This is a genomic window from Polynucleobacter sp. IMCC 30228, from assembly GCF_021395205.1.
GTDB lineage: Bacteria > Pseudomonadota > Gammaproteobacteria > Burkholderiales > Burkholderiaceae > Polynucleobacter.
Map to the genome: position 1 here is coordinate 412,032 of NZ_JAJVCS010000001.1, position 21,438 is coordinate 433,469.

18 protein-coding genes, 1 pseudogene and 1 riboswitch are annotated in these 21,438 nt (G+C 46.7%); of the genes and pseudogenes, 13 read left to right on the forward strand and 6 right to left on the reverse strand.

What is annotated here, in order from left to right:
* Position 1: 1 nt before the first annotated feature.
* Positions 2-784, reverse strand: a complete 783-nt coding sequence (locus LZT21_RS02235; protein WP_233924416.1) for an exodeoxyribonuclease III — start codon at positions 782-784, stop codon at positions 2-4.
* Between the two features lie 8 nt (positions 785-792).
* Between LZT21_RS02235 and pyrE the strand changes: the two genes are divergently transcribed.
* Complete coding sequence (pyrE, locus tag LZT21_RS02240) at positions 793-1,479, forward strand: orotate phosphoribosyltransferase (protein WP_233934788.1); 687 nt, start codon at positions 793-795, stop codon at positions 1,477-1,479.
* 9 nt (positions 1,480-1,488) lie between these two features.
* Here the strand turns inward: pyrE and dapF are convergent, their stop codons facing one another.
* The 3 genes from dapF to LZT21_RS02255 are packed head-to-tail and all read right to left on the reverse strand — an operon-like array spanning position 1,489 to position 4,220.
* The gene (gene dapF, locus LZT21_RS02245) at positions 1,489-2,385 is read right to left on the reverse strand and encodes a diaminopimelate epimerase (RefSeq protein WP_233924418.1); all 897 of its coding nucleotides are present in this window, start codon (positions 2,383-2,385) and stop codon (positions 1,489-1,491) included.
* Positions 2,382-3,287, reverse strand: coding sequence for a lipid A biosynthesis acyltransferase (locus tag LZT21_RS02250; RefSeq protein ID WP_233989158.1), 906 nt, complete (start codon positions 3,285-3,287; stop codon positions 2,382-2,384). Before LZT21_RS02250 ends, dapF begins: the two co-directional genes overlap by 4 nt.
* A gap of 12 nt (positions 3,288-3,299) precedes the next feature.
* Positions 3,300-4,220, reverse strand: a complete 921-nt coding sequence (locus LZT21_RS02255; protein WP_233989159.1) for a lysophospholipid acyltransferase family protein — start codon at positions 4,218-4,220, stop codon at positions 3,300-3,302.
* A gap of 175 nt (positions 4,221-4,395) precedes the next feature.
* Here LZT21_RS02255 and metK point away from each other — a divergent pair, with 175 nt between their 5' ends.
* The 3 genes and pseudogenes from metK to metF all read left to right on the forward strand — a co-directional run.
* Positions 4,396-5,562 (forward strand): methionine adenosyltransferase, encoded by a 1,167-nt coding sequence (metK, locus tag LZT21_RS02260; protein ID WP_233924421.1) that lies wholly within the window; start codon positions 4,396-4,398, stop codon positions 5,560-5,562.
* 91 nt (positions 5,563-5,653) lie between these two features.
* Positions 5,654-5,747, forward strand: a riboswitch (S-adenosyl-L-homocysteine riboswitch).
* 62 nt (positions 5,748-5,809) lie between these two features.
* The gene (gene ahcY, locus LZT21_RS02265) at positions 5,810-7,261 is read left to right on the forward strand and encodes an adenosylhomocysteinase (protein ID WP_233924422.1); all 1,452 of its coding nucleotides are present in this window, start codon (positions 5,810-5,812) and stop codon (positions 7,259-7,261) included.
* A gap of 33 nt (positions 7,262-7,294) precedes the next feature.
* Positions 7,295-8,134 (forward strand): annotated as a pseudogene (gene metF / locus LZT21_RS02270) (methylenetetrahydrofolate reductase [NAD(P)H]); the annotation flags it as partial.
* Between the two features lie 25 nt (positions 8,135-8,159).
* Here the strand turns inward: metF and LZT21_RS02275 are convergent.
* Positions 8,160-8,777, reverse strand: a complete 618-nt coding sequence (locus LZT21_RS02275; protein WP_233989160.1) for a 5-formyltetrahydrofolate cyclo-ligase — start codon at positions 8,775-8,777, stop codon at positions 8,160-8,162.
* 75 nt (positions 8,778-8,852) lie between these two features.
* Here LZT21_RS02275 and LZT21_RS02280 point away from each other — a divergent pair, with 75 nt between their 5' ends.
* The 3 genes from LZT21_RS02280 to LZT21_RS02290 are packed head-to-tail and all read left to right on the forward strand — an operon-like array spanning position 8,853 to position 12,900.
* The gene (locus tag LZT21_RS02280; RefSeq protein ID WP_370634771.1) at positions 8,853-10,841 is read left to right on the forward strand and encodes a transglycosylase SLT domain-containing protein; all 1,989 of its coding nucleotides are present in this window, start codon (positions 8,853-8,855) and stop codon (positions 10,839-10,841) included.
* Positions 10,838-11,749 (forward strand): complex I NDUFA9 subunit family protein, encoded by a 912-nt coding sequence (locus tag LZT21_RS02285; RefSeq protein WP_233934784.1) that lies wholly within the window; start codon positions 10,838-10,840, stop codon positions 11,747-11,749. The genes LZT21_RS02280 and LZT21_RS02285 overlap by 4 nt, the downstream gene beginning before the upstream one ends.
* Entirely contained in the window at positions 11,746-12,900 is a 1,155-nt protein-coding gene (locus tag LZT21_RS02290; RefSeq protein WP_233989162.1) for a polynucleotide adenylyltransferase, read from the forward strand. The genes LZT21_RS02285 and LZT21_RS02290 overlap by 4 nt, the downstream gene beginning before the upstream one ends.
* A 19-nt stretch (positions 12,901-12,919) precedes the next feature.
* On the opposite strand, the gene LZT21_RS02295 is transcribed toward LZT21_RS02290, so the two are convergent.
* Complete coding sequence (locus LZT21_RS02295; protein ID WP_233989163.1) at positions 12,920-14,101, reverse strand: class I SAM-dependent methyltransferase; 1,182 nt, start codon at positions 14,099-14,101, stop codon at positions 12,920-12,922.
* 43 nt (positions 14,102-14,144) lie between these two features.
* On the opposite strand from LZT21_RS02295, the gene LZT21_RS02300 reads away from it, so the two are divergent.
* Genes LZT21_RS02300 through LZT21_RS02325 form a run of 6 tightly spaced genes read left to right on the forward strand, consistent with a single transcriptional unit; the run spans position 14,145 to position 21,283 of the window.
* Entirely contained in the window at positions 14,145-14,969 is an 825-nt protein-coding gene (locus LZT21_RS02300; protein WP_233924429.1) for an SDR family oxidoreductase, read from the forward strand.
* A 9-nt stretch (positions 14,970-14,978) separates the two neighbouring features.
* Positions 14,979-15,374, forward strand: coding sequence for a dihydroneopterin aldolase (locus tag LZT21_RS02305; protein WP_233924430.1), 396 nt, complete (start codon positions 14,979-14,981; stop codon positions 15,372-15,374).
* Positions 15,375-15,394: 20 nt separating this feature from the next.
* Positions 15,395-16,300 (forward strand): tRNA 2-thiocytidine(32) synthetase TtcA, encoded by a 906-nt coding sequence (gene ttcA / locus LZT21_RS02310; protein ID WP_233989164.1) that lies wholly within the window; start codon positions 15,395-15,397, stop codon positions 16,298-16,300.
* A complete protein-coding gene (gene glmU / locus LZT21_RS02315) occupies positions 16,297-17,742 on the forward strand; it encodes a bifunctional UDP-N-acetylglucosamine diphosphorylase/glucosamine-1-phosphate N-acetyltransferase GlmU (RefSeq protein WP_233989165.1) in 1,446 nt (481 codons plus the stop codon). Before ttcA ends, glmU begins: the two co-directional genes overlap by 4 nt.
* Positions 17,743-19,575: a glutamine--fructose-6-phosphate transaminase (isomerizing) gene (gene glmS / locus LZT21_RS02320; protein ID WP_233924433.1), complete on the forward strand. Its 1,833-nt coding sequence runs from the start codon at positions 17,743-17,745 to the stop codon at positions 19,573-19,575.
* Positions 19,576-19,633: 58 nt separating this feature from the next.
* Positions 19,634-21,283, forward strand: coding sequence for an efflux transporter outer membrane subunit (locus tag LZT21_RS02325; RefSeq protein ID WP_233924434.1), 1,650 nt, complete (start codon positions 19,634-19,636; stop codon positions 21,281-21,283).
* Positions 21,284-21,438: the final 155 nt, after the last annotated feature.

Here is a 21,438-nt window from a genome sequence, read left to right on the forward strand (position 1 = left end):
CTTAAATAGGCCAGTCATAATCAATGGTCAAGGGCGCATGATCGGAGAAGCGTTCAATTTTGTAAATACGCGCCGCCTTTGCTTTAGCAGCAATGCCACCGGTAGCAATTTGGTAGTCGATGCGCCACCCCACGTTTTTGGCATACGCTTGGCCACGATTACTCCACCAGGTATAGCCGGTATCACTGGCCGCTGGCTCTAGGTGGCGATAAACATCTACATAGCCGACCTGGTCAAACAAATGCGTCAGCCAAGCGCGTTCTTCAGGCAAAAAGCCTGAATTATTCAGATTACCTTTCCAATTTTTAAGATCAATTTCTTGATGGGCAATATTCACATCACCGCAGAGAATAATTTCACGTCCTGATTTTTTTAATTGCAGCAGGTGCGGTAGAAATGATTTTAAAAAACGGAATTTTGCCGCTTGTCGCTCAGGTGAGCTAGAACCGGATGGCATATAAACAGAAATAATGGATAAATTCTTGAGGCGTATTTCCACATACCGACCTTCCGCATCAAATTCGGCATTACCATAACCATAAAGTACATCTTGGGGTTGATGCCTAGAGTAAATGCCGCACCCGCTATAGCCCTTCTTTTGGGCATGATGAAAATAGCCAGTCATACCAGTTGGGTTCAAAATTGTCTCGTCTAGATCATCGCGCTGGGCTTTGAGCTCTTGCAGGCAGACAAAATCAGGCGCTTGGTTTTGCATCCACGGCAAAAAGCCTTTTTTGACGGCAGAACGAATGCCATTGAGATTGGCGGAAATGATGCGTAACATAGAGGCTTATGAACCCACAAAATAATCAAATACAAAATAATCAACACGACTTTATTCGCTTTGCGCTCGAAGCACGTGTCTTAGCGTTTGGCGAGTTTAAAACGAAAGCGGGTCGGCTATCACCCTATTTTTTTAATGCCGGAGGATTTAGCAACGGGGTTTTATTAGGCGCTTTGGGTCGGTATTACGCCAAGGCTTTATTGGCATCAGGTATTCAGTTTGAAATGCTCTACGGCCCAGCTTATAAGGGCATTACCTTGGCTGCGGCAACCGTCATTGCTCTAGCTGAGCAGGGGCGCAATATTCCTTTTGCCTATAACCGGAAAGAAACGAAAGATCATGGCGAGGGTGGCACGATGGTGGGAGCTCCAATTCAGGGGCGAGTGGTGATTGTGGATGACGTTATTTCGGCCGGCACTTCGGTACGCGAATCAGTGAATTTAATTCGTGCTGCTGGGGGCGAGCCTGCCGCAGTCTTAATTGCCCTTGATCGCATGGAAAAATCGGGTACCGCACTTGATGTAGGCGCTTACTCTGCAGTACAAAGCATTTCACAAGACTTCGGTATCCCCGTCGTTTCTATTGCTAGCCTGCATGATTTGCTGACTTTTTTAACCGCTTCAGCCGATACGGACTTAAAGCAGTATTTGCCAGCGGTTGAGGCTTACCGCTTAAAGTACGGAATTAATGCTTAGCAAGTAGCGTTAGAGGCTAGTTTCACCTTCAAAAACGGTCATTGCGGGTCCATACATCTCAACCGCTTGAGGCTGACCATCAAGCATGCCAGGCCAGACTATTTCTAAAATTCCACCTCGAGTTTCAACCCGTACTGGGCTTAGCAGTAAGCCGCGCCGAATGCCAGAAACCACCGCTGCACAAGCGCCAGTACCGCAGGCAAGTGTTTCGCCCGCACCGCGTTCGTAGACCCGCAAGCGTATGGCATGAGCGTGCAGAATTTGCATGTAGCCAGCATTGACCCGCTGCGGAAAAGCCGAATTGGCCTCAATCTGCGCACCTTCTGTACCAACCGGGGTGCTCTCAATATCATCGACAACTTGAATGGCATGGGGATTGCCCATCGATATGGCGGCGATCCAATCAGCATGTGTGCCAGCATTACGGCTAATGGGTAAGGCATAGAGGGTTTCATGAAACTCTAGTTTGGATGGGAGCCCAGTCGGATTAAATGGAATAAGCTGGGGCTCAAAGATGGGTGCGCCCATATTGACTTTAACTTGCCCGTCAGCAAGCGCCTCAAGCGTGATGATGGAATGTGCCACCTCGACCCGCAGCGGATTCTTAGTAGAAAGTCCTTGCTCGTGAATGTAGCGGATAAAACAACGGGAGCCATTGCCACATTGCTCAACCTCACCACCATCTGCATTAAAAATCCGATAGCGAAAATCAGCATCCGGAAGCGTGGTTTTTTCAACCAGCAAAATTTGATCTGCACCCACGCCAAGTTGGCGATGGGCTAATTTACGCCATTGGTCTTTTGTTACCGCACTCAAATCATGGGTGATACCGTTCAGCACAATAAAGTCGTTGCCGGCACCATGCATTTTAGTAAAGCGAATTTTTTGTGGTGATTGCGTTGTCATTTACTTGAATATAAACCAGGCTCGCCAGGAGGGCGATGTTTAAAGCGTTTATGGATCCAGTAGTATTCAGCGGGATTTTTAATAATCTCCTGTTCATAGAGTCGATTGAGGCGCGCAGTATCGGCCACGGGGTCATCACTAGGAAAGCCATCAATGGGCTTGCTGATGGAACAAATATAGCCACTTTCATCTGGCTTTAGTGCCGTAATCATTAAACAAACTTCAGCACCAGCCATTTTTGCTAAGCGTGATACGGAAGTAACCGTACTCGTTGGTATTCCAAAAAAAGGTACAAACACACTGTCTTTAGGCCCCAAGTCAATATCAGGCGCAATAAAAACAAAATTACCAGCTCGAATTTCACGTAATAGATCACGTAAGCGGTTTTGCCGAGCAATCGATCTGCCGCCAAAACGCTCGCGCCATTGAATAATTTTTTGATTAAAAAAAGGATTTTTCATGTTTTGAAATAAACCAGTCCCTTTTGGTAGGTCGTGGTCAAGCGCTAGCACGGAGAGCGCTAAGATGCCACCCTCAATGCCAACAAAGTGTGGAGTGATTAATAAGCGAGGTTTACGATCACCCAATTCAATGGCTGCTTTGATGTCCACCATTGCGCTTATTTGCTTGGGGCTACCCATCCAAATTCGACTGCGCTCGATGACACTTCGTCCCAAGAGGCGCCAATGAGCTAAAGCTAAGGCATCAATTTGAGCGGGTGAAAGCTGCGGAAAGCATAAGCGCAAATTGGTTTTAACCACATGTTTTCTTTCGCTGGGTAGGCGCGCTGCCAGCGATCCAAGTGCATAGCCGGTATGCACGGTGAGGGCATAAGGCATCACAGAAAAAAAACGCAAAAGACCAAGGACCAAAAAATGAAGTGTGGTTTGTAGCCAATGCATGATGAAATTTTTTTACTGAGTTGGGGGCAGTTCTGCGCCACTAGGGTGCTTGAAGCGGTTATAGGCCCAAATATATTGATTGGGAGCACGGCAGATGATTTTTTCCAAAGCTAAATTTAATTCTGCTGCAGCGAGCGTAGCGTGATCAGAAAATGTAGGTAAGCGTTCTGCATGAATAAGCCAGCCCTGCCCAAAACCCTTACGTTGCGCAGAAAATAGCACGACCGGAATCTGCTTGCGACCCGCCAGCCGAGCAGGCAAGGTAGTTGTGTAGGCGTAGCGACCAAAAAAAGGCGCCCACACACCTTCGCCTCCGCTTGGCACTTGATCTGGCAAAATGCCGATGGCCTCACCACGACTCAAGGCCCTAACCATTTGCCGAACACCATGCAGATTGGTCGGTACAAAATGCATATTGGGGTAAGCGCGCCACGATTCAATCACCTTATTCAACCAATCTTGTCTGGCAGGGCGGTACAAAATAGTGGCTGGAAAATGGTTTGCCAAAATGCGCGGAATAATTTCAAAACCACCTAAATGGGGACAGAGCATGATGAGGCCATGACCCTCGTCGATCGCTGCCTCAACTAGACTCCAGTTGCTAACCTCAGCCAAAGCAAGGGCTTTTTTGGGGTTATGCCAGATCCACAGACTGTCGGAAAGCAGCATTCCAGAACCCGGAATAGCCTTTAAATATTGGCATTTGAGCTGGCTTGCCGCTAAGGCCTCAGCATAATTAGCCTTAAAAAGGGCGCGATACTTAGCAGAGGCTAGATAAGCAACATAGCCCAAAAAGCCACCAAAACCTTGCGCAACTGCTAAAGGCAGGGCAGCCACAATGCGGAGCATGAGGTTAATTAATGGAGAAAGCATTTGATAATGATATTCATAAAGTCCGTACGCAGACAAAATCAGGCTGAACTGCAGACCCATCTACTGGAGGATCAACCCCTTTAGTAAGTAGGCATTTTTTCAGTTAAAATAGCACTATCGCCGAGTTAAGACAACTTGCGGGGCGATTCAAAAATTCTGCTAAAGCGTCGCCGTTGTATTTCCGGCACGTCTGTTGTCATTTAAGTCGTGTTTATTTTTTAATAAGGAAAATGCAATGGCAAACGAATATTTCTTTACCTCAGAGTCAGTTACTGAGGGCCACCCCGATAAAGTTTCTGATCAAATTTCTGATGCCATCTTAGATGCCATTTTGACCCAAGATCCGACCGCGCGAGTCGCTGCAGAAACACTTTGCAACACGGGTTTAGTGGTGCTTGCGGGTGAAATTACCACTCACGCCAATGTCGATTACATTCAAGTTGCGCGGAATACCTTGCGCGAAATTGGCTATGACAATACCGAATATGGTATTGATTACAAGGGCTGCGCGGTTTTGGTCGCCTACGATAAACAAAGTCCCGACATTGCTCAGGGTGTCAACCATGCGGCCGATGACGGCTTAGATCAAGGCGCTGGCGATCAAGGCTTAATGTTTGGATATGCCTGTGATGAAACCCCTGAGCTAATGCCTATGCCAATACACTTGGCCCATCGTTTAGTCGAGCGTCAATCGCAATTACGCCGAGACGGCCGTTTAAATTGGTTACGCCCCGACGCCAAATCGCAAGTTACTTTACGTTACGTTGATGGCAAGCCAGACTCAATCGACACGGTCGTACTCTCGACGCAGCATGCTGAGGATATTTCCTTAGAGCGCTTGCGCGAAGGGGTGATTGAAGAAATTATTAAGCCTGTCCTGCCTAAGCATTTAATTAAAGGCGCGATTAAATACTTGGTCAATCCGACTGGCCGCTTTGTAATTGGTGGCCCGCAGGGAGATTGCGGCCTGACAGGCCGAAAAATTATTGTAGATACCTACGGTGGCTCAGCGCCGCACGGCGGTGGCGCATTTTCGGGCAAGGACCCTTCTAAGGTAGATCGCTCAGCAGCCTATGCAGGGCGTTACGTGGCAAAAAATATTGTTGCTGCAGGGCTAGCGACGCGTTGTCTCATTCAAATTTCGTATGCAATTGGAGTGGCGCACCCCACATCCGTGATGGTGAGCACGTATGGCACCGGCAAAATTGCCGATGAAAAAATTGCCCAATTGGTAGCTGAGCACTTTGATTTACGTCCTAAAGGGATTGTCAAAATGCTCGATTTATTGCGACCGATTTATCGTAAAACTGCTGCTTATGGGCATTTTGGGCGCGAAGAGCCCGACTTTACGTGGGAGCAGCGTGATAAAGCTGCCGCTTTGAAAGCCGCAGCAGGAATTTAATGTACGCTTGAAAGTCTGTTCTGATAAGGCTTTCAAGCGAACTTAGCTGAAGTTATGCAGGAAGCTAAAAAAGTGTTTACAATTTAACCAGATCTTCAAGGAGCGTTGCAAGGGGCTAATTGAATTGCCTCCCCAGGCTTGAAGAGGGCAGACCTAGTCTGCTTTTGCAACTGCGCTCGCTAACCCGTGGTCAATGGTTGGCGAGTTTACTTGCCCCAGCATTGATCTCTATTTAGCTGGAGCAGGAATGAATACCGTAGCTGATTTCAATTTAAATGATTTTGTCGCAACTCGCTGCGCAATCGCTGATATTTCCTTAGCAAGTTTTGGCCGTAAAGAAATTGCGATTGCTGAAACCGAAATGCCCGGCTTAATTGCGATTCGTAATGAATTTGCGGCAGGTCAACCACTGCGCGGAGCTCGCATTACCGGTTCTTTGCATATGACCATTCAAACCGCTGTGCTCATTGAGACCCTAGAAGCGCTTGGCGCTGAAGTGCAGTGGGCCTCATGCAATATTTTTTCCACCCAAGACCATGCTGCAGCTGCAATTGCCGCTAATGGCACTCCTGTATTTGCCATTAAGGGCGAATCACTCGAGCAGTATTGGGATTACACCCACCGTATTTTTGAGTGGGCTGATGGCGGCTTCACCAATATGATTCTGGATGATGGTGGCGATGCCACCTTGCTGCTACACCTAGGCGCAAAAGCCGAAAAAGATCAGGCAGTCTTAAACCACCCGACTAGCGAAGAAGAGACTATTTTATTTGCTGCCATTAAACAGAAACTGGCGAGTGACCCAACTTGGTACTCAACCCGTTTAGCTAAAGTTGAGGGCGTTACTGAAGAAACAACTACCGGTGTACACCGTTTATATCAAATGTTTGCTAAGGGTGATTTACGTTTTCCAGCTATTAATGTCAACGACTCGGTCACGAAAAGTAAATTCGATAATTTATACGGTTGCCGTGAGTCTTTAGTTGATGCGATTAAACGCGCTACTGACGTGATGATTGCCGGCAAGGTGGCAGTTGTATGCGGTTATGGCGATGTCGGTAAAGGTTCTGCCCAAGCCTTACGAGCATTGTCCGCGCAAGTTTGGGTAACTGAAGTCGATCCTATTTGCGCCTTACAGGCAGCCATGGAAGGTTATCGGGTTGTGACGATGGACTATGCTGCCGACAAGGCCGATATTTTTGTTTCGGCAACGGGTAATTACCATGTCATTACCGAAGAACATATGAAGCTCATGAAAGACCAAGCGATTGTTTGTAATATTGGCCACTTTGATAATGAAATCGATATTGCCGGCATTGAAAAATATCAGTGGGAAGAAATCAAGCCACAAGTCGATCATGTGATTTTCCCAGCTGCGAATGGTAAGCCAGAAAAGCGCTTAATTATTTTGGCTAAAGGGCGTTTAGTTAATTTAGGTTGTGGTACTGGTCACCCTTCTTATGTGATGAGTTCTTCTTTTGCAAACCAAGTGATTGCCCAAATTGAATTGTGGGGCGCTGTCGGTACCAAGAAATATCCGATTGGCGTTTATACCTTGCCTAAGCATCTAGATGAAAAGGTCGCCCGTTTACAGCTGAAAAAATTAAACGCGCAATTAACTGAACTTTCTGCTCAGCAGGCAACGTATATTGGTGTAAGCAAAGAAGGCCCATATAAGCCTGAAAATTATCGTTATTAAGCGAGCAAAACTTCTCAATTTGCAGAACAGGCCAAGATTATGGAACTGAGCGTCGAATTTTTTCCGCCAAAAACAAACGAGGGTGAGGAAAAATTACGGCTCGTACGCGAGCGTTTAACCGCCGAGCTTAAGCCCGCTTTTTACTCGGTAACTTTTGGCGCTGGCGGTTCGACACAAGCAGGCACTTTAAAAGTTGTCAGTGAAATTCACACGGCTGGCCAAATGGTTGCACCTCATTTATCTTGTGTCGGCAGCTCTAAAGAAAACGTTCGAATGATGTTGATGCAATATCGTGATTTAGGCATTCATCGCCTCGTCGCCTTGCGTGGCGATCTGCCTTCAGGAATGGGGCAATATGGTGAGTTTCATCATGCCAATGAGTTAGTAGAATTTATACGTGCCGAAACAGGTGATTGGTTTCATATCGATGTCGCCGCCTATCCTGAAATGCATCCGCAAGCGCGCTCACCAGCCAGCGATGTTGCTTTCTTTGCGCAAAAAATGCAGGCGGGTGCAAATTCAGCCATAACCCAGTATTTTTTTAATAGCGATGCCTATTTTCGTTTTGTCGATGAGGCTTTTGCGCTAGGTGTGACTCAACCCATTATTGCGGGCATCATGCCCATTACCAATAGTAGTCAGTTAATTCGTTTCTCTGATTCTTGTGGCGCAGAGGTACCGCGCTGGATTCGTCTACGGCTTTTATCTTACGGCGATGATGTTGCATCGATTCGCGCATTTGGTGAGGAGGTCATTACCGATCTCTGCGATCAACTGCTTGTCGCGGGAGCGCCCGGTTTCCATTTTTATGCTTTAAACCAGGCAAATGCTATTTTGGCAATTGCCAATAATTTAAGTCTCGGCCAACAATAATACGTACTCAAGTAAGCCCCAGTACTTATTGGTGCAGTCCCGATTCGGTGAGCAAATAAGTTAAGGCTTGATCGTGGGCTTGAGGCTTCCATTGAGACGGGCTTAATTCTTGCCAATCGAAGCCAACCCCAATATTCATCGTGCTTGGCTTGCGGGTTTTGAGGGCTAGCAGGGTGCGATCAAAGTAGCCGCCGCCATAGCCAAGACGCCAATAACGTGAGTGACCATTTTCTTGTGATCGCGACCATCCTACAACGGGCAGAAGAATGCAATCGGGATCTATTTTCGGGCGCTCTAGGTTGTGGGGGTTAGGCTCGAGAATGCCAAAATTATTTTTAATCAATGCATCGCCACTGTGCCATTCATAAAAATCAAGTTGCTTATTGGCTAGCCCTAAAGGCAGGGCTAACTTTCGAGAGCTAGCCTGTTGTGCCCAATGTATTAGGGCAGGACGAAAATCAACCTCATTGCGGATGGGGCTATATAGTGCAATGGATTCAATACCTGCTCCCGGCCCAGCTAGAAATTGATTTAGCGCCAAAATCAGCCTATCCTTTAAATCAATGTAGTCATTCGCGCGCGTGAAAGCGATACGCTGCCTAAGCAAATCTTTGCGGAGCTCTTGGAAGGGATCAATTGTCATGGTAAACAGTATTATGTTGAAAGAATAGAAAGTCAATTTAACATGCAGCAATCCAATCGGCTTGTCGACCAGCCAATGCAAGAGTTAGTACTAAAGCAGAATTCAAGAAAAAAATGGCTACCAGACCTAGTAGCAGGGCTTTTATGCATGGCTTTATTAGGCGTTACCGCTGTCGAAGCGGCAACTAAAAAGTCTAAGTTACCGCAATCCTATGCCAGCAAAATAAATGCGGATGAGCTAAGTCCGGCTGACAAGGAATTTATTGATTTACGTGAAGCAGCTAAGCGTAATGATGTTTTTCGTGCCCAGCAATTGGCTAGTAGTCTCGTCAATTACGAGTTTGACGATTATGTCACCTACTTTAGAATAAAGCCGCAACTTTTTGATGGTGGCGGCGCTGCCCGGGCCGATACTTCAGCTGACAACCAGGTTAAGGCCTTTTTAAATCAATATCAGGGAACTGCGCTAGCCGATCGGATGCGCAATGACTGGCTATTGGTTTTGGGGCGTAGAAAAGATTGGAGTAATTTTGATGCTGAGTATGCCAAGTTTGTCTTGGATGACGATACTGCGGTGAAATGCTATGCCCTTCAATCTCGCTTAGCAAAAGGAGAAAGCGCAGAAAAAGTCAGCATCGAAGCAAAAGCCGTGTTGATTGATCCCCGTTATTTTGGGCAAGCCTGCCAAGAATTAGTACCGCTCTTAGTGGCAGCGAATGGCCTGAGTATTAGTGAGGCAAAGGCAGTTGGGCGGGCGGCTGCAGAAATGGGTTATGACACGATGTCGCGGCGTATTGGCGGAGAAGATCCCATTGCCGAGATAGTGAAGAGTGCGAGCAAAGATCCGCGTAAAACATATAACGACTTTTTGCAAAATAGCAGCCGCTTCAACAAAGAACATCAAGCCCTTGCCTGGGGTGTTATTGGTCAATTTTTAGCTAAAAAATTAGACCCCAAAGCAGATGATGCGTATCGTGAACAACAAAATTTAGGTTTTAATGAATTACTTTCAACCGAATCACAAGAATGGAAAGTACGCGCGGCACTGCGCGCCCAAGACTGGGTCTTGGTTAAAGAGGCCATTGAGGGGATGAATCCGGCAGTGCGCCAGCGAGACCCAGCTTGGACCTATTGGTATGGGCGTGCACTGAAAGCAACGGCCGCCCAAGATCCTAAAATTGAGCAGCGGGCGCGTGAGCAATTTGAAGCCATTCAAGATCAATTTAATTTCTATGGGCAATTAGCGCGTGAAGAGCTAGGCAAAGGTGCGCATAGCGCCACGGTGCACTCCAAGATTGCCGAGCAAGATGTCAAGGCATTATCAGAGCGCCGGGGTTTTAATAGGGGTGCGAAGCTTTATGCCATGAATTTACGCTTTGAAGGCAATCGCGAGTGGAATTGGGAGTTGCGGGGCATGACAGATAAGCAACTCATCGCTGCTGCTGAATACGCCAAACGAGTACAACTGTTTGATCGGGTTGTTAGTTCAGCCGATCGAACCAAAATCGACCATGATTTGAGTTTACGTTACCCCATGCCTTTTCGTGATGAGCTAACGCCAATTGCCCGTGAAATCAATTTAAATTTAGCTTGGGCTTATGGGCTGATCCGACAGGAATCCCGTTTTATCATTAATGCTGCCTCCTCAGTCGGCGCATCTGGACTAATGCAGGTCATGCCAACTACGGCCAAGTATGTGGCAAAAAAAATTGGCATGAATTCATTTACCACTGAACAATTAAAAGACTCTAATACCAATATGATCTTGGGAAGCAATTATTTAAATATGGTTTTACTAGACCTCGACGGTTCTTGGGTATTAGCCTCGGCAGCTTATAACGCGGGCCCATCAAGGCCAAAACAATGGCGTGAAAAATTAGAACGACCTGTAGAGGGGGCGATTTTTATTGAGACGATTCCGTTTAATGAAACGCGTACCTATGTTAAAAATGTCCTAGCCAATGCTAACTATTACACCACGGTGATCTCAGGACAAACACCATCTCTTAAGCAACGCCTTGGGGTGATTGCGCCTAAAACTGCAAATCAAAGCGAGTTACCATGAAATATCAAATTTTATTAATTGGTGGTAATGGATTTGTGGGGCGTGTACTCGCTCGTAAACTGCAAACGGCAGGCTATTCAGTCTTATTGCCAACCCGTCATTTAGCTGCCGCGCGCGATCTGCGCTTGTTACCCAATATTCATCTCCAAGAAGCCGATGTCAATCAAGCCCAAGTAATTCAGGCGCTTTGTTCCCAACTCACTGAACAGGGCGCGGTGATTAATTTAATCGGCATGTTGCACGATCGGCCCGCCCAGCCCTACGGCAAGTTTTTTCAGCAGGCGCATGTCGATTTACCCCGCAACATCATTGCCGCAATGAAGGCAAATAAGTTAAAACGCTATTTACACATGAGTGCCCTAGGCGCAGATACTAATGGCCCCTCAATGTATCAACGCAGTAAAGGCGATGGTGAAAAATTAGTGAAAGAAAGTCATTTAGATTGGACTATCTTTCGACCCTCCGTAATTTTTGGGGCAGAGGATCAATTTATTAATCTCTTTGTTAAGCTAACTAAAATTTTTCCGGTCATTCCCTTAGCCCATTCGACGGCTTTATTTCAACCTGTAAGTGTGGATGATGTCGCCACGGCTTTTATTCAATCGTTACAGCGCCCGCAGACCATTCATCAGGTTTTTGATTTAGTCGGCCCAGAAATTTTCTCGATGGCCGACCTAGTTCGATTTGCTGCTCGTAAAGCGGATGCCCCAGGCTGGATTATTCCTCTGCCAGCGGCAATCGGCTATTTGCAGGCTTTGGCTTTTGAATATGGTCCAGGCCCCACCCTCATGTCGCGCGATAATATTGCCTCAATGCGTTTACCTAATGTATTACCTAGCAATGGGCGCGATGCCCTCACCCTCGATTTTGGCCTTGCTCGTAAGCGTCTAGAAAGTATGCTGACGTGAAAATATATGCTGTCGGCGGCGCCATTCGCGATGCTTTATTAGGCTTGCCAGTGCATGATATTGACTATGTTGTAGTGGGCTCTAGCCCTGCTGAAATGAGTGCTTTGGGGTATCGACCAGTAGGCAGTGAATTTCCCGTGTTCCTGCATCCGACTACGCAAGCAGAATATGCTTTAGCGCGCACCGAACGTAAAACAGGTCGAGGTTATCAGGGCTTTACATTTCATGCTGAACCCGATGTCAGCTTGGAGGAAGATCTGGGGCGACGTGACTTAACAATTAATGCGATGGCACAAGCGCTGGATAGCGCGGGGCAATTAAGTGGGCCGATTATTGATCCATATGGCGGCCAAGCCGATTTAGCAGCCCGCATATTGCGCCATGTTTCGCCTGCATTTGCCGAAGATCCTTTACGTTTATTACGGCTGGCGCGGTTTGCAGCAGCGCTGCCTAGCTTTGCAATTGCACCAGAAACAATGCAGGTAGCGCAAACCATTGTCCGCTCTGGCGAGTTACAAGATTTATCAGCTGAGCGAGTTTGGCAAGAAATATCACGCGGTTTTGGGTCTACTCAGCCCTTACGGATGCTTGAGGTGTTTCAGGCAACGGGGGCAGCGGCAATACTGCTGGCTCACGGCACAGAGGAGCAGCTCGCCGATGTGCAGGCCGCAAAAGCCTTAGCAATAGCGCTGAATTTAATTTCGCTCAGTGAAGATAAAGCCGCCGATGTTTGTGCAGTCGTATTAAGTAATTTATCTGCTGCCGATATTACCCAATGGGCCGAACACGTGCGCATGCCGCATCGAATTCGTGACTATGCCATTCTTTTTTCTGCTTTACGGAATTTAGTATTGGCAGGCCCGCTGAGCGCACATGGGGTAATGACTTGGTTTAATCGGGCTGATGTCTGGCGCAAACCCGAACGTACCCATGCACTCTTGCATTTACTGCAACAATTGAATTATCTTACCGAGCCTTTACGATTAGCATTAGAGGCCGCGCAAGCGGTTGACGCTGCACAAATTGCGCAGGCGAATACGCGCCTGCAAGACCTCAATACTCAGTCAGTTGGCGCCCAGAACAATCCGGGGGAGGCGATTCGAATCGCCATCGAGGCAGCTCGCTTAAAGGCTATTGAGCCTTATTGCTAACTCGCCTTAACTCATTTAACTAGAGGCGATTACGCCCACCCAAACCTGGCAATATCGATAAATCCTCTGCTAAGGGAAAAAAAGTGCGCAGGTTTTTGGTAAAAGCAAAGACTTTAAAAAGCTCACCCATTTCTGCTTCCGATAATAATTTTTGGAGTGCTTGAGAAATGGGTAAAAATTGTTTTGGATTATTTGGATTGCCAGCTTGTAAAGCTAAATCGCTAATGCCCGCCTCCAGCAGAAAACTGGCCTGATTATTTAGATAAAGCGCATCTGCGCCAGCATCTATTGCTGTGTTACTAACGCCACTCCATTCAACATGGCTAGTTAAATCACATAAACCTGGCAGATAAAAGGGATCAGTAATGCTATGGTGGCGATGGTGAACCATAAGCGACCCCGCTTGACGCTGCGGGTGATAAAACTCATGAGCCGGAAAGCCATAATCAAAACTTAAAAATAAGCCGGTTTGTAAGCTGCTAGCGAGCGTGTGAATCCAGGCATTTGCTTGGGGATGAATTTCTGTGGTGTAGTCTTCAGGAAAGTTATCGGTATTTTGTAAGTTTTGGGGTAGCCAGTCCGTCGGCACCTCTCCACCAGTTGACCACTGCAACTGCTCAGCTACAACACCAACGCCTTGAAAAAACCAGCGACCTTGCTGCAGCTTGATGACTTCACAAGATAAAGCATCTAAAACTTCATTCGCTAAGATGATGCCAACAAATGCATTGGGCATTGCTTGTAACCAACCTAGTTCAGTGTGCCAAGCATGCTGCTTTTTGGCTTCTGCTAAGCGCGCTTGTTGGCGTTTTGCCAGATCAGGCGAAATTTCCAGAAAGTCATAGTGCGCCAGCGGCGCCCCAAGTTGGGTGAGCTGCTGCACAAGGGTTTCTGCCAGTTTTCCGCTGCCAGCACCAAACTCTAAAATACGGGTTGGTAAGCCGGCTTGCTGCAGGGCATGCAAGCAGGGAGCTAAACATGCGGCAATGGTTTGGCCAAATAGGGGTGTTAGTTCGGGAGCGGTAATGAAATCGCCCGCAGGGCCAAATTTAGGCAAACCAGCGCTGTAATAGCCATATTCCGGGGTATATAGCACCATTTCCATGTAATTTGAAAATGGAATCCACCCCCCATTTTGGCTAATTTTGGCCTTAATTTTTTGCTGGAGTAACTGGGTGCGCTCCATTTCTGATCTGCTCAAGGTAATATCCATAACTCACAAGTCTAAGAGAGTTTCAGTTTGCATGAGCATTAGCCCTTCCAACCAACACCCAAATCGGCCCGTATTAATTACCGGTGCCGCTAAACGCTTGGGTCGCGAGATCGCCCTTGAGTTTGCTCGGCAGGGCTGGGATATTGCTTTACATTACGGCCATTCGCATGCTGAAGCCCAGGCTACCCAAGCTGAAATTACGTCACTCAACCGTCGTTGCTTAATCTTTCAAGCCGATTTAACCATGGAAGCCGACATACAGCAGTTATTTACGAGCGTTGAGACGGCTTTTGGTCCATTAGCGTGTTTAGTTAACAGCGCCGCTAGCTTTGAATACGATCGGCCCAGTTCGCTTGAAAATCCTTTGCGAACCCCATTTTTGCTTGACACTATGAAGTTGAATTTAGCAGCGCCCATTTTATTAACCCAGTTAATGTATCTGCAGCAAAAAACCCAATCTAGCATTACCAGCAATACAGAGCGCACTTTTATACCGGCCGCTATTCAATTACTTGATCAAAAATTAATCAATCCCAATCCCGATTACTTTTCCTATACGCTTTCAAAATATGCACTACAAGGCGCAATCCAATTATTAGCCTTAGATTTTGCTCCGCAACTGCGTGTTGTCGGTCTAGCTCCTGGTATTACGATGCCTTCGGGCGACCAAACTCCATTGGGATTTTCTCAGGCACATCAAATGACGCCCTTAGGAAGATCATCAAGTGCGGAAGATATTGGCAAAGCAGCGGTATTTTTAGCCACCGCTAAAGCGATAACTGGCACTACACTTTACGTTGACGGGGGCCAACATTTATTCCCCTCTACCCGCGATATTATGTTTACCACTCCTTAGGTCAAATTTATGCAAGTCACTCATCCCCTCCTAAATCTAATGGAGTACCGACGTTTATTTTTAGAAGATTACGAGGTATATATCAACATTGGCGTGCATGATCATGAAAAGAAAGCCGAGCAGCGCGTGATTCTCAATGTCGATTTGTATATTCCAATTCAAATCAATACGCCTAAAGAAGATCGCTTAGAGGAAGTCGTTGATTATGACTTTATGCGGGAAACCATACGCTTACGCACCCAAAAGGGCCATATTCATTTACAAGAAACTTTATGTGACACGATAGCCGATGCGATGCTGGAGCACCCGAAGGTGGTTGCAGTGCGCATTTCTACTGCAAAGCCCGATGTTTATCCCGACTGCGCTTCGGTGGGGGTTGAAATTTTTCGTATCAAGCCAACTTAATAAGTTATAGGCCGAATAAAATGGATGCCCGCAAAGTTGAATTTGAGGAGAATAAGCTAGAAAAGAAATTAACTCGCATGGTTGGCCAAGCGATTGGTGACTTTAATATGATCAGCCCTGGCGACACGGTAATGGTCTGCGTCTCTGGCGGCAAAGATAGTTACAGCTTACTTGATATTTTGTTGAAGCTCAGAGAGCGAGCACCAATTCAATTTGACATCATTGCGGTTAACTTAGATCAGAAGCAACCTAATTTTCCGACCGCTACATTACCTAATTATTTGGCTAGCCTACCTGTCCCATTTCATATTGAGACACAAGACACCTATAGTATTGTGAAGCGTGTGATTCCCGAAGGGAAAACAACCTGTGGCTTGTGTTCGCGTTTGCGGCGTGGCATCTTATACCGCGTTGCGAGCGAGTTAGGTGCAACTAAAATTGCTCTAGGACATCATCGTGACGACATTTTAGAAACCTTCTTGCTGAATATATTCTATGGCGGAAAATTAAAGGCGATGCCGCCTAAATTGCGTTCTGATGACGGTAAACATATTGTGATTCGTCCACTGGCCTATGTGCCAGAGCGCTTACTTGAGCGTTATGCTGGCGTCATGCAGTTTCCGATTATTCCCTGTGATCTTTGTGGCAGCCAACCCAATTTGCAACGCGGTGCAATGAAGCAAATGTTACGCGATTGGGAGAAAAAAAATCCTGGTAGAGTCGAAAATGTGTTTCGCGCACTGCATCAAATTGTGCCTTCGCATTTACTTGATAGCACCGCATTTAACTTTAAAAATCTTGAATTAGCCGAAGCGCTAGCAGGCTTCATGCCCGAACGTGATGGGGATAAAGCGTTTGATGAGAGCACTCCAGCACTGCCTACAAATACAAGCGGCCCCCTAGGCACTTATACTGCAAGCTTATGAATATCGTTATTCTGGCAGCCGGACAAGGTCAGCGCATGCGCTCTGCCTTGCCTAAAGTAATGCAAAGATTGGCTGGTAAGCCCATGTTGCAGCATGTACTTGAAACTGCCTTGAGTATTAGCCCCAAAACAGCTCCACTGGTAGTCATTGGCCACGGTGCGCCGCTCGTAAGCCAATTTTTAATGACTTTTGCTGAACAAAATAAAGCCACCTTAAAACTCACCACCAAAATAGATACCGTTTTACAGGCCAAGCAAAATGGAACGGGACATGCCTTATTGCAAGCCTTGCCCAAATTAAACCCAGCTGTGCCAACCCTAGTTTTATATGGTGATGTACCTTTAATTAGCCCCTCGACCTTAAAGTGCTTAATCCAATTGGCCGATGGTGTCGCGGGTCAAGATTCAGCTTTAGCCCTATTGACGCAAGACATGGTAGATCCTCAGGGGTACGGCCGCATTATGCGCAATTCTGCAGGTGAAGTAACGGCTATTGTTGAAGAAAAAGACGCCACTCGGCAGCAACGCACAATTCAAGAAATTAATACCGGCATGATGGTGTTGCCAAGCCAGCATCTAACGCGTTGGCTCAAGGCTTTAAAGGCTAGTAATGCGCAGGGAGAATATTATTTAACCGATGTAATTGCGATGGCCGTTAAAGATGGCGTACCGATTCGCACTACCCAGGCCACGAATGTATGGGAAACGCTTGGCGTTAATGATCGCGCTCAACTAGCCGCCTTAGAGCGGATTGCTCAGCAGGAAATTGCGAGCAATTTATTAAGTAATGGCGTTTCTCTCGCCGATCCTACGCGGCTTGATGTGCGGGGTAAATTAACATGTGGTCAAGATGTCTTCATTGATATTGGCTGCGTGTTTGAGGGCGACGTTTCCTTAGCAACAGGGGTTCAGGTCGGTCCAAACTGTGTTTTAAGAAATACCCAAGTTGGCAAGCGCGTAGTAATTCAAGCCTTTAGCCATCTAGATGGGGCAATAATTAGTGATGATTGCAGCATTGGCCCCTACGCACGTTTACGGCCTGGCGCTAATTTAGCTAACGATGTTCATATTGGTAATTTTGTCGAAGTAAAAAATAGTCAATTGGGTGCGCACAGTAAAGCTAATCATTTAGCGTATGTGGGTGACGCCACCGTGGGTAAGCGCGTGAACATTGGGGCGGGCACAATTACTTGTAATTATGATGGGGTTAGCAAGCATCAAACCATTATTGAAGATGATGTCTTTATCGGCTCAGATACGCAACTGGTTGCTCCAGTTAAAGTAGGGCGCGGAGCTACATTAGGTGCGGGCACCACCTTAACTAAAGATGCTCCTGCAAATCAACTGACCGTATCACGCACTAAACAAGTTTCAGTGCCATGGCAACGTCCAGAAAAAAAAGTACTTGCAAAGAAAAAATTATCAAGCAAGGGAAAAAAATAAATGTGCGGCATAGTTGGTGCAGTGTCAGCACATAATGTCGTTGAAATTCTCATTGAGGGTTTACGCCGCTTAGAGTATCGCGGCTACGACTCTTGTGGGTTTGCCCTGATTAATGCAGCAAACCCCCTGCATCCAATTGAGCGGGCCCGCACTACTGCGCGCGTTGCCGATTTAGCTGCGCAAGCCAATCAATTTTCAGGCACGCTAGGTATTGCACACACCCGCTGGGCCACTCATGGTAAGCCAGATACGGAAAACGCGCATCCCCACATTTCACAAAATTTGATTGCGGTAGTGCATAACGGCATTATTGAAAATTATGAAAGCTTACGCGCTGAATTAATGCAAGCAGGCTACATTTTTACTTCAGAAACTGATACCGAGGTCATTGCCCATTTAATTCACCAAGTTTATGCCGCACAAGTCGAACGAAATTTAGCTTTGGCAGTACGGTTGGTGTTGCCCCGTTTGTATGGCGCTTATGCGATAGCGGTAATAGCGCAAGACAATCCGCAAACCCTGATTGGCGCCAGAGCGGGATCGCCCTTGGTTGCAGCATTTGGCCGGCAAGAAAATTTCTTAGCATCAGATGCGCTAGCACTAGCGGGTAAAGCTGAATCGATGCTTTATTTAGAGGAGGGCGATATTGCTATCGTCACAAGCAGCACCATTCAAATAATAGATCATGACGGGGTAATTTTAACGCGTGAAAGTAAGCCCATGCCAGCACAGGCTGAGGCCGTTGATTTAGGCCCTTATCGCCATTTCATGCAGAAAGAAATTTTTGAACAACCCCGCGCTATTGCAGATACCTTGGCGAATGTGAGCAGCTTTGGTCCAGAATTATTTGGCGCTAACCCGCAGCAGTGGTTAGAGTTTGAGCAAATTTTAATTTTGGCTTGTGGCACGAGTTATTATGCCGCCTGTGTTGGTAAGTATTGGCTTGAAGACTTAGGTGGTATTTCAACGCAAGTTGAAATTGCTAGTGAGTATCGTTATCGAAAAACGGTTTCCAAGCCAAATACCTTGGTAATCGTGATATCTCAATCGGGGGAAACTGCCGATACGCTCGCTGCTTTACGTCACGCTAAAAGTTTGGGACAGCGTTTTACGTTGGCAATTTGTAATGTGGCTAGTAGTGCAATGGTGCGTGAAACACCATGGCATTTTATTACTAAAGCGGGTACTGAAATTGGCGTAGCCTCAACCAAGGCCTTTACCACGCAGTTAGTGGCGCTGTATATATTAGCTGCCTCTATTGCCAAGCGTGCTGGGGCCTTAAATCCCGAGGCAGAAAAAGACTTACTACGTCGCTTGCGCCGATTGCCTAAAGCCTTATATGCGGTTTTGGCTCTCGAGCCACAAATCATTGCTTGGAGCGAAGCATTTGCGAAATGTGAAAACGTGCTTTTTTTAGGACGTGGTTTGTACTATCCCATTGCCCTCGAAGGTGCTCTTAAGTTAAAAGAAATTTCTTATATTCATGCCGAGGCTTATCCTGCTGGTGAGTTAAAGCATGGGCCGTTGGCGCTAGTAACCGAAAAAATGCCGGTTGTTACGGTTGCGCCCAATGATGCTTTATTGGAAAAATTAAAATCGAATATGCAGGAAGTCAAAGCCCGGGGCGGGGTGTTGTATGTGTTTACCGACCGCGATACACAAATGAAAAGTAGTGACGGTATTCATGTCATCGGCCTGCCCGAGTACTATGGCGATCTCTCGCCCATCTTGCAGGTGGTCCCCCTGCAATTATTGGCTTACCATACTGCTTGTGCGCGGGGTACCGACGTCGATAAACCCCGTAATTTAGCTAAAAGCGTGACGGTGGAGTAGTTCATTTAATCCCTTTAAGAATCAGGGGAAAATGCACATTTGTGTTTAAATAAGCTTGGTGAATATTTTGTTTAGCCCCCCCTCTATTGGCCCTCATAATCAAGTTCGCTATTTAGCGCGCCTGCTATTAGCAGTATCTCTGCTAGGTATTTTGGCTGCCTGTGCGGTGGGGCCCGACTTTAAGCAACCCGATGCGCCTAAAGTGGGCACGTTAACTGAAAAGCCTCTTCCTGCTAAATTAGCAACGACCCCAGATGTTCCGGGTGGTAGCGAGCAAACTTTAGTTGAAAGTAAAGACATCCCGGCAAAGTGGTGGGAGCTATTTAAATCCCCCGAGTTAGATGTATTAATTCGCAAAGCCCTAGAGCAAAACCCAAACTTAGCTGCAGCTGATGCCGCCTTGCGCGCAGCAAAAGAAAATGTTAGCGCTCAAATTGGCGGTCAGTATTTTCCTAAAATTGGTGGCAATGCAAGTGCCACTCGCGAACAATTGCCGTATGCGGTGTATGGACTGCCGCGCGGGGATCCCATTTATGATCTCTACAACACCACAGTGAATATTAGTTATGTGCCTGACTTTTTTGGCCGGGCGCGCAGAACAGTAGAAAATGCTCGTGCTCAAGCTGAGATTAGTCAATACCAACTTGAGGGCGCATACCTGAATTTAACGTCGAATTTAGTAACTGCTGCAGTACGCGAGGCTCAATTGCGTGCGCAATACCAAGCTACTAAAGAAATTTTAGAAGCACAAACTTATTTTGCTAATATTATTAAACAGCAACTCGAAATTGGCAGCGTATCTAAAGTAGACCTCACTTCTCAGCTGGCTTTAGTGGCAAGCTCGCAGGCAGAATTATTGGTGTATGAAAAAAATGTTGCTTTTGCGCGTAATCAACTCGCTGCTTTAACGGGCGAATTTCCGGGAAGTGCAGTTATTAAAGGTTTTAATTTAAGTGATTTGCATCTACCAGACCAGCTACCACTGTCATTGCCTTCAAGTTTAGTGCGTCAACGCCCCGATATACTTGCCGCTGAGTCGGTAATGAAATCAACCAACGCTTTAGTTGGCGTAGCCACTGCCAACTTGCTGCCACAAATTACTTTGAGTGGCGCTGAGGGTAGCGCAGCCTTAACCACCGGCGCTTTATTTGGGCCCACTGCTGCGCTTTGGTCCATTGCTGGCGGATTATTTCAGCCACTCTTTCAGGGCGGCCAATTATTAGCGCAGCGCCGCGGTGCCATGGCCAATTATGAGCAAGCCGTATTTCAATATCAAGCCGCAGTGATCACTGCCTTTCAGCAGGTTGCGGATGCGCTCCAGGCTTTAGATGCTGATGCAAAGGCTTTAACTGCTGCTACCGATACTGAACGCTATGCCAAAGAAACACTCAATTTGGTACAACATCAATATCGTCTTGGAACCGCTAGTTATTTGCAGGTGCTGTACTACCAAACCCAATATCAAAATGCCAAAATTCGCTCTTTGCAAGCGCAAGCACTCCGTTTTTCTGATACCGCAGCTTTATTTACAGCATTGGGCGGGGGCTGGTGGAATCGAGAAGGACCTGCTTATCAAGCTAAAACAATTGCTAGTAGCGAGAGTGCCCTAGGCGCGTCTGTCGAAGGTACTCCCACAGCCACTTCGGCAGCCTCTCCACTTACTTCGGCTGAGTTACCCATTGCAAATGCCAACCTGATCGTTAAATAATGAAGCTTCTTGAAACCCTTAAAACTAAAGTACGGCTGTTACTAAAGACTTGGCAAGTGCGCGAAAAATTGTATCTCTTGTGGATCAAAATAAAAAATACCTATGCGCGTATAGCTCAGAAACTGCGCCCCTATCAGCGCTTTAAAAATACGCGT

What these genes read in the sequence shown, in the direction of transcription:
- LZT21_RS02235 (WP_233924416.1), bottom strand. Translation starts at nt 784, where the DNA reads ATGTTACGCATCATTTCCGCCAATCTCAATGGCATTCGTTCTGCCGTC.
- pyrE (WP_233934788.1), top strand. Translation starts at nt 793, where the DNA reads ATGAACCCACAAAATAATCAAATACAAAATAATCAACACGACTTTATT.
- dapF (WP_233924418.1), bottom strand. Translation starts at nt 2,385, where the DNA reads ATGACAACGCAATCACCACAAAAAATTCGCTTTACTAAAATGCATGGT.
- LZT21_RS02250 (WP_233989158.1), bottom strand. Translation starts at nt 3,287, where the DNA reads ATGCATTGGCTACAAACCACACTTCATTTTTTGGTCCTTGGTCTTTTG.
- LZT21_RS02255 (WP_233989159.1), bottom strand. Translation starts at nt 4,220, where the DNA reads ATGGGTCTGCAGTTCAGCCTGATTTTGTCTGCGTACGGACTTTATGAA.
- metK (WP_233924421.1), top strand. Translation starts at nt 4,396, where the DNA reads ATGGCAAACGAATATTTCTTTACCTCAGAGTCAGTTACTGAGGGCCAC.
- ahcY (WP_233924422.1), top strand. Translation starts at nt 5,810, where the DNA reads ATGAATACCGTAGCTGATTTCAATTTAAATGATTTTGTCGCAACTCGC.
- LZT21_RS02275 (WP_233989160.1), bottom strand. Translation starts at nt 8,777, where the DNA reads ATGACAATTGATCCCTTCCAAGAGCTCCGCAAAGATTTGCTTAGGCAG.
- LZT21_RS02280 (WP_370634771.1), top strand. Translation starts at nt 8,853, where the DNA reads ATGCAAGAGTTAGTACTAAAGCAGAATTCAAGAAAAAAATGGCTACCA.
- LZT21_RS02285 (WP_233934784.1), top strand. Translation starts at nt 10,838, where the DNA reads ATGAAATATCAAATTTTATTAATTGGTGGTAATGGATTTGTGGGGCGT.
- LZT21_RS02300 (WP_233924429.1), top strand. Translation starts at nt 14,145, where the DNA reads ATGAGCATTAGCCCTTCCAACCAACACCCAAATCGGCCCGTATTAATT.
- LZT21_RS02305 (WP_233924430.1), top strand. Translation starts at nt 14,979, where the DNA reads ATGCAAGTCACTCATCCCCTCCTAAATCTAATGGAGTACCGACGTTTA.
- ttcA (WP_233989164.1), top strand. Translation starts at nt 15,395, where the DNA reads ATGGATGCCCGCAAAGTTGAATTTGAGGAGAATAAGCTAGAAAAGAAA.
- glmU (WP_233989165.1), top strand. Translation starts at nt 16,297, where the DNA reads ATGAATATCGTTATTCTGGCAGCCGGACAAGGTCAGCGCATGCGCTCT.
- glmS (WP_233924433.1), top strand. Translation starts at nt 17,743, where the DNA reads ATGTGCGGCATAGTTGGTGCAGTGTCAGCACATAATGTCGTTGAAATT.